This window comes from Bacteroides sp. CAG:189 (assembly GCF_000432295.1).
GTDB classification, from domain to species: domain Bacteria; phylum Bacteroidota; class Bacteroidia; order Bacteroidales; family Bacteroidaceae; genus Bacteroides; species Bacteroides salyersiae.
Genome location: NZ_HF991048.1, coordinates 22,477 through 34,282, shown reverse-complemented (window position 1 = coordinate 34,282; position 11,806 = coordinate 22,477). Strand labels below are relative to the sequence as shown.

Annotated in this window: 6 protein-coding genes; all 6 read left to right on the top strand. The window is 42.3% G+C overall.

The features are described from left to right. Window positions 1-313: 313 nt before the first annotated feature. The 6 genes from QVP90_RS06630 (at window position 314) to QVP90_RS06605 (ending at window position 11,686) form a co-directional block, all read left to right on the top strand. Window positions 314-3,442 carry a SusC/RagA family TonB-linked outer membrane protein gene (locus tag QVP90_RS06630; protein ID WP_005929559.1) on the top strand — a complete coding sequence of 1,043 codons (3,129 nt, stop codon included), beginning with the start codon at window positions 314-316 and terminating at the stop codon, window positions 3,440-3,442. Between the two features lie 36 nt (window positions 3,443-3,478). Beyond that, window positions 3,479-5,185, top strand: coding sequence for a RagB/SusD family nutrient uptake outer membrane protein (locus QVP90_RS06625; RefSeq protein WP_025819129.1), 1,707 nt, complete (start codon window positions 3,479-3,481; stop codon window positions 5,183-5,185). A 17-nt stretch (window positions 5,186-5,202) separates the two neighbouring features. Then, the gene (locus QVP90_RS06620; RefSeq protein ID WP_021935983.1) at window positions 5,203-6,597 is read left to right on the top strand and encodes a DUF4960 domain-containing protein; all 1,395 of its coding nucleotides are present in this window, start codon (window positions 5,203-5,205) and stop codon (window positions 6,595-6,597) included. Between the two features lie 96 nt (window positions 6,598-6,693). Beyond that, window positions 6,694-8,235, top strand: coding sequence for a glycoside hydrolase family 32 protein (locus tag QVP90_RS06615; RefSeq protein WP_005929566.1), 1,542 nt, complete (start codon window positions 6,694-6,696; stop codon window positions 8,233-8,235). Window positions 8,236-8,267: 32 nt separating this feature from the next. Further along, window positions 8,268-9,518 carry a T9SS type A sorting domain-containing protein gene (locus QVP90_RS06610; RefSeq protein ID WP_005929569.1) on the top strand — a complete coding sequence of 417 codons (1,251 nt, stop codon included), beginning with the start codon at window positions 8,268-8,270 and terminating at the stop codon, window positions 9,516-9,518. A gap of 80 nt (window positions 9,519-9,598) precedes the next feature. After that, entirely contained in the window at window positions 9,599-11,686 is a 2,088-nt protein-coding gene (locus QVP90_RS06605) for a glycoside hydrolase family 172 protein (protein ID WP_021935982.1), read from the top strand. The last annotated feature ends 120 nt before the right edge of the window (window positions 11,687-11,806 follow it).

The window sequence follows — 11,806 nt, the reverse complement described above, 5'->3', positions numbered from 1 at the left end:
ATGAGTAGAAAAGAAAATTTTGTATTTCGGAGCTGTGTTGTCTATACTCTCCTTTTCATGCAAAAGACCATTTGCAAAATAAATAATAGTTGATGGCATTGTGATTTTTAAGAACGGGCGATGGTATGGTTGTCCGGTGTCTGTTTGTAGAGAAAATATGTTTGTACTATTTTCGGATACTGCTTAAAAGTTCTTTCTTTATTATAATACTTGAAGTGGTATTTCGTTTGGGTATAAGCTTATTACTTTATTTTTTAATGTTAGTAAGAATAATTTATTACGTTGGTGTAATTTTTAAATCTATTAAAAAAACATGAAGAAACTTATCTTTAGAACGAAGCGAAGTATGGTAATCTTCCTTTTATTACTTTCTCCGGTTCTTGCCATTGCACAGGTTGTAACGGGAAAAGTGGTATTATTTGATGATAAAGAAGCTTTACCGGGTGTTAATGTACTTGAAAAAGGTACGACGAATGGTACGATCACTGATATTGATGGAAATTATTCTATTCATCTGAAAAATCCGAATTCTACATTGGTTTTCTCGATGGTGGGAATGATAACACAGGAAAAACGTGTTAGCGCAGGTGATAAGGTGGATGTTACATTACAATCCGATCATTATCAGTTGGATCAGGTGGTGGTGACAGGCTATTCGACTCAGAAAAAGTCGGATCTGACAGGTTCCGTAACAGTGGTTTCTGTGGATGATATGATGAAATCGGCAGAAAATAATCCTATTAAAAGTTTGCAGGGACGTGTTCCGGGTATGGAAGTTACCGCCAATGGTAATCCCAGTGGTTCTGCAACGGTACGCATCAGAGGTATCGGTACGTTAAATAATAATGATCCTTTGTTTGTGATCGATGGGGTACCTACCCGTGGCGGCATGCACGAATTGAACTCTAACGATATTGAGAATATCCAAGTGTTGAAAGATGCTTCTGCTGCAAGTATTTATGGTTCCCGTGCTGCTAACGGGGTTATTATTATCACAACGAAAAAAGGAAAAGAAGGCAAGATCAAACTTAATTTTGATGCCTATGTGACTCAGACTTTTTATAATAATAAGTTGGAGGTCATGAATGCGAAAGAGTATGGTCAGGCATTGTGGCAGGCTACGGTGAACAATTCGGAAGACCCCAATAAAAATAATATCGGATATACTTATAATTGGGGGTATGACGATAATGGAAATGCTACTTTGTATGATATGTATTTACCAAAGTATCTCGATACGGACAGGACGATGCTTACCTCTGATACGGATTGGTTTGATGCAGTATCTCAAAAAGGCTTACTGCAATCTTATAATCTCTCGGTGAGTAATGGTAGCGAAAGGGGAGACTATTTCTTTTCTTTGGGTTATCTAAGCAACGACGGTACGTTGAAATATACTTCTTTCGACCGTTTTTCTGCCCGTATGAATTCATCTTATCATATCATTAAAGATGTTTTGACTATAGGTGAGAATTTCTCGGTAAACCGGACATCGGAAGTTCAGATTCCGGACGATAATATTCTGGATATGGCTTTGAAAGCTTTGCCTTTGATTCCTGTACACACAGTGGACGGAACGGGTTGGGGAGGTCCTACAACCGGTATGAATGACCGCCATAATCCTGCACGTTTATTGTATGATAATAAAGATAATAAGTATGCCTATTGGCGCTTGTTCGGTAATGCTTATATTAATTTACAGCCTGTCAAGGGATTGAATCTCCGGAGTAGCTTTGGTCTTGATTATACGAATTATTATAAACGCAATATGGTTCATAGTTATACGACCGGTATGCTGAATAATGATTTGAGTTCCGTCACTTTAGGAGGAACCTATACTACCAAATGGACTTGGAGTAATACTGCGACTTACGCTAAACAAATCGGTGTTCACAGTTTCGATGTGTTGGCTGGTATGGAAATGTACAAAGAAGAGACGATTAACTTCTCGGCATATAAAGACGGTTTTTTGGTAGAGACTCCGGAGCAGATGTGGCCTGATATGGGAATCGGAACATCTAAAGTGACCGGCGGTGCAACAGCTTATGCGTTGCTTTCTTACTTCGGTAAAGCCAACTATGTTTATGACAATCGTTATCTTGCTTCTGTAACGCTTCGCTATGACGGTTCATCCCGTTTTGGAAAGAACAATCGGTTTGGTACTTTCCCGGCATTTTCTTTGGGATACCGAATCAGCGAGGAAGCCTTTATGGAGAAGACAAGAGATTGGTTGTCTGATTTAAAATTGCGTTTCGGATGGGGACAAACCGGTAATCAGGAAACTTCCAATACGGCTGTGCATACGCTTTATGTAACTGACTATGGTACGGGAGATCCTACCTGGACATCATTGAACGGTACTTCTTATGATTTGACCGGTAAAGGCGGGACTTCCCTTCCTTCCGGTTATAAGAAAACCCAACAGGGTAATCCGGACTTGAAATGGGAGACAACGACTCAGACCAATATCGGTTTGGATTTCGGCTTCTTCAATCAGAAGTTATATGGTACTGCTGAATATTACATCAAGAAAACAAAAGATATTTTGGTGCAACCTCCTTATTTGGGAATAATCGGCGAAGGCGGTTATTGCTGGTACAATGGAGCCTCCATGGAGAATAAAGGTTTTGAAGTGAGTTTGGGTTATCGTGATCAGACGCCTTTCGGACTCTCTTATGATATTTCCGGTAATATTTCCGGATATCGCAATAAGGTGACTGAACTGCCGGCAGATGTGGAAAATTCTTATGGAGGAAATGGTAAAGGAGATAATATTTTAGGGCGTCCTATCAATTCGTTTTATGGATATATTGCTGATGGCCTGTTCCGTACGGAAGAAGATATAGCGAAACATGCTACACAGAACGGTGGAGAAGGTCTGGGACGTATCCGCTATCGTGACTTGAACGAGGACGGGAAGATAGATGAAGATGACCGTACTTGGATCGGCTCACCTCATCCGGATTTCATGTATGGTTTGAATATTGAATTGAGTTACAAGAATTTTGATTTGAGTGCATTCTTTTATGGAGTAAACGGTATCGATGTGAATACCTATGCAGTGAAGAGTGAAACAGACTTTTGGAGTATCAATGATGTCCGTTCCAATAAAGGCACACGTCTGTTGGATGCTTGGAGTCCCACTAATCCTGATTCGAATATTCCTGCTATTACGGCATTAAATGCGAACGATGAAGGACGTATGTCTACTTATTTTGTAGAGAACGGTTCTTTCTTGAAACTGCGTAATTTACAATTGGGATATACTTTGCCGCGTAAAATCAGTGAGAAGGCATATATTGAAAAGTGCCGTATCTATGTCAGTGGTCAGAATCTGTTTACTATTAAAAGTAAGAACTTCTCAGGAGTAGACCCGGAGAATGCCGGATTCGGATATCCGATACCGACAACATTCACGGTCGGAATAAATATTGGTTTTTAAGTTCTAAGTATAATGCGAAAACAAACTAACGGAAAAATGAAAAAGATAAAATATATATTGGGTTGCATTGGGACGGCATTGATGTTTTCTGCTTGTTCCGATTTTCTGGACGTAGCCACTCAAAACGGCTTGGATCCTGATCAGGCAAATGATGCTGAAAGATTTTGTAATGCCGCTTACGCTTCATTGATGAATCAGCGTGATGTGAAATTATGGGCTTGGGGAGATGTTCGTTCCGATGATGCTTATAAAGGCGGTGGCGGGACAAACGACGGTTACACGGAGCACTGTTATGAAACGGGTACGCATATCGTAACCACTTTTAACGAGCCGGACGGATATTGGTTTGCGCAGTATTGCGGTATTTCCCGTGTGAATACAGCTCTTAATGCGTTGAACCTTGTATCTGAGAAAGAGTTCCCGAATAAGGTGACCCGACAGGCAGAAATGCGCTTTTTGAGAGGACATTTCTATTTCTTGTTGAAAATTCTTTTCAAGAATATTCCCTTTGTAGATGAAACCGTTCCCGAGCACCAATATCAGTATATATCCAATGTAGCTTTGACTGATGTGGAAATGTGGGATAAGATCATTGAAGATTTTAAGTTTGCATTCGATAATTTGCCCGAAAAGCAGGCTGATTTGGGAAGAGCGAACAAATATGCGGCAGCGGCTTATCTGGCTAAGGCGAATCTGTATAAGGCTTATCGTCAGAATGAGAAATATGAAGTGACTTCCATCGATGCCGGTGATCTGGAAGAAGTAGTGAAATATACAGGAGAGGTTTTGAAGTCGAGTTATGGCTTGGAAACGGACTTTGCCTACAATTTCATGCCGGAATTTGAGAATGGGAAAGAGAGTATTTTTGCCATTCAATTTTCGAAAGATGACGGAACGATGTTCGGTAATCTGAATTTCGCTGATTTCCTTTCTGTACCACAAGGATTGGGATGTTGCGATTTTCATAAACCGAGCCAGAACCTGGTAAATGCGTTTAAGACCAGCAAGGGACTTCCGATGTTTAAAATGACGAATGGCGTATATTCGGAAAACTATGATATTGCCAATTATTCAAAGAGTAAGGCAGCAGATCCCCGTTTGTTCAGTACGGTAGCAATGGATGGCTTCCCTTATAAATATAATGAGGATCTTCTTTTCCAGAATTCCTGGAATCGTAATCCGGAGGTATATGGCAATTTTGCATCTTTGAAAGAGAATGTAGATCCTTCTTGTGACTGTTTTGTCAATCTTTCGCCCTACTATGCCAATTCTATGAATAAGATTCTGATTCGTTTTGCGGATGTATTGTTGATGAGAGCCGAAGCGTTGATTGAATTGAACCGGGAATCGGAAGCGTTACCGTTGATAAATCAGATTCGCCAACGTGCGCAGGATAGTGCCAATGGAATGGTTAATTATAGTGATCCGGATTTGAAACCGGTTATGGAAGTCGCGCTTTATCAGGATGGCAGCAATTGTGTCTGGAATCAGGAGTTTGCACGTTATGCTTTGAGATGGGAACGCCGTTTGGAATTTGCAATGGAAAACATGCGCTTCTTTGATTTGGTTCGTTGGGGAATTTGCAGTGAGACCATGAATAAATATTTCCAATCGGAGAAAGCAAGACGCTCTTATCTGAAAGAGGCTGTATTTACAAAGAACAAAAATGAATATGCACCCATACCTCAACAGCAAATAGGTTACAGTAAGGATGTATATAAACAAAATTACGGATGGAAATAATCTTAAACAGGCAACTTATGAAAAAGTATTTTAGTTTAATGGCAATAATGTTGTCTGCATGTTGTCTACTCTTGACAGCTTGTGACGACGACAATCGTGAGTCTCTGGATCTTTCACAGGATGTGACTATCCATGAATTTATAATAAACGGTGCACAGGGAACAATCGATAATGAAAACATGACGGTTAAAGTGATGCTTCCGCCTAAATCGGAGGTGACTTCACTGACACCTGTTATCGAAATAGCAGACCAGGCTACGGTTACTCCTGCCAGTGGAGAACAACAGAATTTTTCCGGCAATGTGGAATATAAAGTGGTAAATGGCAATCTGTATAACATTTACAAGGTTTCAGTAGAGGTATTGAATGCCCGGATTACAAGGTTTATGCTTAATGGCAGATATCTTGGAACGATCGATGATGTCAATCATACGATTAGTGTGACGGTTCCTACTACTATCGATATTACTAAGTTGATCCCCACCATCGAATATACCGAAGGGGCAACTATATCTCCGGAAAGTTCGAAAATGCAGGACTTTACCAATCCTGTGGTTTATACGCTTACCTATATGAATGAAACCTTTACTTATGAAGTATCGGTCATACAAAGCGATCATGCTTATGCGTTCTTAGGTACGGCCGAAACAATCGAAGGATTAACTAACGCTGATGAAAAGACGGCTGCGGAATGGATGATGGAAAATATTCCGAACAGTAAATATGTTTCATTGGAATCATTGAAGGATGGTTCGACTTCGCTGAATCAGTTTACTGCGGTATGGTTCCATTATGAACAGACCAACACGTTACCTGCCATTGCTGCCAACAAGAATGTGACGAATGCCCTTAAGAATTATTATACCGGTGGTGGTAATGTATTCCTGTCGGGAACCGCTTGCCTTTACACAGGAAGCTTGGGTATCACGCCTTCCACTTATATACCGAATAATCCTTTCGGCAGTTTCGGTGATGCGGAACAAGTGAATGCTCCCGGTGAACTTTGGGGGATCGCCATTACCGGATGCGAAGACCATCCTATCTATAAAGGGGTAACGGTTGACAAAACAACTCAGACATGGCCCGTTGTCTGGCTTATCGGCAAGGAAATATCATGGCGTAGGAACATCGGATGTCCATGGGATCTGGTTGCTCCTTATACGCAGGACTGGTCTGACTGGTCGGCAAAAACAGGAGGTACTCCGTTAGCTTCTTTCAACTGGGATAATGATTGTAATGAGAAAGTGGCTGTTTCAGTCTTTGACGGTGTCGAGGGAGAAAAGGGAACTGCTGTCTGCATCGGAATGCCGTCTTATGACTGGTATTATGAAAAAGAAGACGTATCGGCAAATCCTTATTATTCGAATATAGAGAAGATTACGCAGAATGTTTTCGACTATCTCACAAAATAAATAACAAAATTCAGGGCGGATACATCGCCTGCAAAAGACGATGTATCCCTTTGAACAAACCAGAAACGAACGATTCAGTAATTTAAAATCATAATTATGAAAAGATATATCTATGTTTTGTTTATGTTCATCACTCTTAACCTGTGGGCTTGTAGTGACAGTGAACCGTCTACGGACGGAGGTGGAGAAGAGGTGGTGGATAAGACTACCGATTGCCAGTCGGCCAATGAAAAAGGAGCTTATACGACTTGGTATAAACCGGCAAACGGCTGGGTAGGTGACCCGATACCTTATTATGATAACGGTAAATTCTATATTTTCTATTTGCAGGACTGGCGTTCGGGATATCCTTTTCTGCATCCGTGGCACATGGTTTATTCAACGGATCTTTCCTCTTTTACCTTTGGTGGTGAAACGATACCCTGCGGAAAAGAAGATGAGCAGGATGTGGCTTTAGGCACTGGTGGGGTTATCAAAGATCGTACTACCGGAGAATATTGCGCTTTTTATACCGGGCATCAGTGGAAATGGCAAGAGATGGGAGTGCCTACACAGGCTATCTTGCTGACAACTTCCAAAGACATGAAAACATGGACAAAGAAAGGGGAACATAACTTCTATCTGTCTCTTCGCGGGCAAAGCGGTTATGTGGAAAACGACTGCCGTGACCCGCATGTCTTTTATGATGAGGAAGACGGATTGTATAAAATGGTAGTGACAACCCATACCGATGCCGGGGCAACACTGGCCTTATTTACTTCAAAGGAGTTGCAGAATGCCAAAGCGTGGACGTTGCAGGAACCACTTTACACAGATCCCAATATTTGGGTGATGGAGTGTGCCGATGTCTTTAAGGAAGGCGAGTATTGGTATTTGACGTACTCGGATGTTGCCGACCGTAAAGTACACTACCGTTATGCCAAGTCGCTGAAAGGACCGTGGACGAAACCTGCCAACGATATTTTCGATGGCATTGCCTTTTATGCCGGCAAGACGATGTCGAACGGTACAGAACGTTATCTGGCCGGATGGTGTCCTACACGTATCGGTGATGGCGATGAAGACCAGTGGGGCGGTTCTCTGGTTTGCCACCGCATGCTGTTCAATGCTGATGGAACGATTGATCTTAAACTGCCCGACGGCATTGACAAGAAATTCACGACATTGAAGAAGACAGTACTTATCGATAAATCGGGTAAGGCAGTGAAGAAAGAGGATTCCTATGTACTTTCGGATGTAGCTTCGGTTTCATTCCCGCGTTTAGACAAGACGTGCAAAATAGAGGCAACCGTCAAAGCGACAGGTAATGACGATGCTTTCGGTTTTGCTTTTGGAGCATGTGATGATAAAACGGAAGTTTATTCCATTCGCTTTGATTTGAAAAACAAGCAGTTGGTAATGTCAAAAGATGACTTGACACGTGGCACTACTCCGACACAAACCAATGTTGCACTGACTGTTCCTGCCGACAAGCTGTTTAAGGTGAAAATTGTAGCCGAAAAGTCTGTTTGTGTAATGTATGTGAACGACAAGATTGCATTTTCCAACCGTATCGATAAAATGCCGAAAAATCCGTGGGCAATCTTTACAGACAAAGGAACGGAGATCTCTTTCTCCGATATAAAAGTATATGAATAATCCTTTATTTAATAATTAAAAACATTAGTAACATGAAAAAGACATTTTTACTCATTTCTGCATTTGCAGCCACTACTACACTGTTGGCTCAGGATGATTTAGTGATTTATGGTGATGTGACTCCGGACATTGTATGGAATAATTTTGCCGGTCCTACCAATGTACAGGAGGTTGATAATCCGAGTCCGGACGCTGTGAACTCTACGGCTAAGTGTATCTCGATGAACCGTCCCAAAGAAACGGGAGGTTCCGATGAAATAGGCTGGCCTTGGGAAGGTGCTTTATCCGAAAGTTTCAATGTACCTAATATAGCAGAGTATAATTCGATTTCGATGCTGGTGAAGAAGCCTTATCCGGGCAAAGTATGCCTTGAATTGCAGAGTCCGTCGGGAGGAAGCAGTATGATTTACGCAGAGTATACGGCAACCGATGATTCTTGGCAGAAACTGACATTTCCAATTATCAATGTTTCCGGTCTCGGTGCAACCGGTCTTACTAAAATATTGGTTGAGATCCATCGTGAAGATGAGAACAATAATGATGATTTCGAAGATTGCATCATGTATGCCGATGAAATCACCTTGCATAAGGCAATGCCGGAATTCGGTTTTAACGGCGAAGATAAAATAGCCGGCGGATGGATTCCTTTCCCGGGAGATGAATTCAGCAGAAAGGCGGGAATTGTGGACAATCCGGATAAGACAGGCATTAACGCGACTGACAAATGCCTGTGGATCAAAAGAGAAAAAGGAGATGAAGTATTCTCCGGTGCCATCAATCGCAATCTGAAAGTGACAGATTTGAACAGCTTCAAATGTCTGACGATGATGGTGAAAAAGAGTGTGGCAGGACCGGTAAGCCTGGAACTGCAATCTCCGGGTGAAGAGAAAAAGCAGATTTTGACTGCCGAATATACAGAGGTGGGAAAATGGCAAAAACTCTATTTCACATTCCCGGACAATCTGTTGGAAGGTGCTCCGTTGCAGATCATTATTTTACAGGCACATGTTGTGGATACCAAAGAAGACGATACTTTTACCGAACCGATGGATGTTTATGTAGACGAACTCTATTTATCCAATGACGCAGTGTCTATTCCTCTTCTTTCAAAAGACCCGAACGAGATTGTAAAGACCGAGATCTATGATGTCAGAGGGATGCTTGTCAAAACATTCGGCATGGGAGAAGAAGTATCTGCCGATAATTTGGAACAAGGTATTTATGTTGTGCGCCAGATCGATCAGGACGGAAATGCGACAGTGACAAAATTAATGAATAAATAATCAGGATACACGGAAAGCGAAGGACCCGTATGAAAACCGGGTTCTTTACTTCCCTGTCCGGAACTTTAAGGAATACCGACATGAATTATACACGTTATTTATTATTGCTGTTTGGTGTGATGGCATTGGCGTCTTGCCGACAAGAGAAGCTGGATGTCACATTCAGTTCATTGCTGGAGGAGATGGTTGATTATGAAGAAGCGGCCCGTTTTCCGGCTCTGCCGTTCTCTTGCCGTCAGGAAAGTAGTTATGACCGTCGGTCGATTCATCCCGATTCTGCCGGTTGGTTTGCCAATAATGACGGTTTTGGAATCATCCGTGTGGATACCGTGAACGGGAGAAAAGAAAATGTTCTGTTCGATCAGGACGGTCCCGGCGTTATTACCCGGTTTTGGCTGACAACAATGGATAAACGGGGTGTAATGCGTTTTTACTTTAATCATGCTAAAGATGCCCAATGGGAAATTCCGGCATATGACTTGCTTCGCACAGGATTGCCGATCGGTAGAGAATTTGCCCAAGAACACCCCAACTATACTCCGGATGGAAAGGGAGGAAATACCCTGTTTTTACCGATCCCGTACAGCGACGGATGTAAAGTCACCTTTGAACTGCCGGATTCAATCGAACCGTCCCCCAAATATTATGGAATAAACTATCGTCGCTATCCGGTAGGAACCAAGGTTGAAACGTTCTCTGTTGAGGTAGTAGAAAAGAATAGAGACAAGATATTGTATGTGGACTCTTTGTTGCAGCATTATCCCTCTTATGAAAAGGGAACATTGTTGACCGAATCACAGGAACTGGCTTCAAAAGATTCACTGTCGGTCGTACTGCCGGAAGGTACAAATGCTGTCCGTCTTCTATCGGTGAATATCCAGGTAGATTCCGCCCATTATGAACAAGCCATGCGCGAACAGATTATTAAAATGGACTTTGACGGTGTAGAGACTGTTTTGGTTCCTTTGAGCGATTTCTCAGGAGCCGGTATGGGAGCGCGTAAGTCGGATAGTTGGTATGTATCTGCCGATGGTAAGGGACAAGTGGTCAGCCGTTGGGTAATGCCTTATCAGAAAAATGCAGTTTTCACATTGGTAAATCTTTCCTCCATTGCCGTAAAGGCAGCAGTTGAAATACGCGTGGACAGTTGGCAATGGGATGAGCGCAGCCTTTATTTCCACACTTCCTGGAGACAGGAAAAGGGCATTCATGTAGAAGCCGATCCGGATAATGACGCGGCATGCATAGACTGGAATTTTGCAACCCTGAACGGACGCGGAGTCTATAAAGGAGATGTCTTGTCGTTATTCAACCACACCTTAGCCTGGTATGGCGAGGGAGATGAAAAGATATGGGTAGATGATGATAAAAACTTCCCTTCCCATTTCGGGACGGGTACGGAAGATTATTACAACTGTTCCTGGGCGCCTGTGATTCCTTTCTATACTCCTTTTGGCGGAGCAACACGGGCGGATGCTGAAACGTCTATCGGATATAATACATTCTTCCGGACGCGGAATTTGGATCAGATACCTTTTAACAAGAACCTCCGTTTCGATATCGAGATGTTGAGCTGGATATCCGGCGAAGTGGATTATGCAACCACTGTATATTGGTACGGTGATTTAAATGCAAAGGCAGAAGGGTGCACACCGGTAGAGGTGGTGACGCAACCTTTGTTATCTCAACCGGCCGATCCTGCTGCTTATAAAATAGCAGAAAACGCCATTGAGTTTGAGAAACTGACTCCTGTGGCAAAATCCGGAGAACTGTTTACCGACGGGCAAGGCATGCTTACTTTTTCCGACGGGAAATGGAGCGGTAGCAAGCAGTTGATTTGTACACATGGAAAAGTCGGGAGTTTCATTGAGTATGTGTTTGATGTAACGGAGAATCAGCCATACGATATCATTATTCATGGCACCAAAGCACCCGATTATGGCATCATCGGCTTTTATGTGAATGACCGGAAGTCTCCGGTTGTATTCGATGGTTGCAGCGCTCCTGAATTCGATGTTGCCAATTCCGGCCCGATCCGTCTCGGACGTTATGTTCCGGAAAATGGAAAGATACGTTTAAAAATAGAATTGGTCGGTAAAAACGAAAAAGCTCATGGTACGGGTGGTATTTTCGGATTGGATTGCCTGATTTTGAATGCCGTAAAATAAACGGGGCAATACCATAACGATGATATTGCCATGTATCATTATTATAATTGGATGAATCAAATATTGTATATATCCGGTATCCGTCTTATGTTGGACGGATACCGATGTAACAAATATAAC

Excerpts from the sequence above, each read along its gene's own strand:
- QVP90_RS06630 (WP_005929559.1), top strand. The coding sequence starts at position 314 with ATGAAGAAACTTATCTTTAGAACGAAGCGAAGTATGGTAATCTTCCTT.
- QVP90_RS06625 (WP_025819129.1), top strand. The coding sequence starts at position 3,479 with ATGAAAAAGATAAAATATATATTGGGTTGCATTGGGACGGCATTGATG.
- QVP90_RS06620 (WP_021935983.1), top strand. The coding sequence starts at position 5,203 with ATGAAAAAGTATTTTAGTTTAATGGCAATAATGTTGTCTGCATGTTGT.
- QVP90_RS06615 (WP_005929566.1), top strand. The coding sequence starts at position 6,694 with ATGAAAAGATATATCTATGTTTTGTTTATGTTCATCACTCTTAACCTG.
- QVP90_RS06610 (WP_005929569.1), top strand. The coding sequence starts at position 8,268 with ATGAAAAAGACATTTTTACTCATTTCTGCATTTGCAGCCACTACTACA.
- QVP90_RS06605 (WP_021935982.1), top strand. The coding sequence starts at position 9,599 with ATGAATTATACACGTTATTTATTATTGCTGTTTGGTGTGATGGCATTG.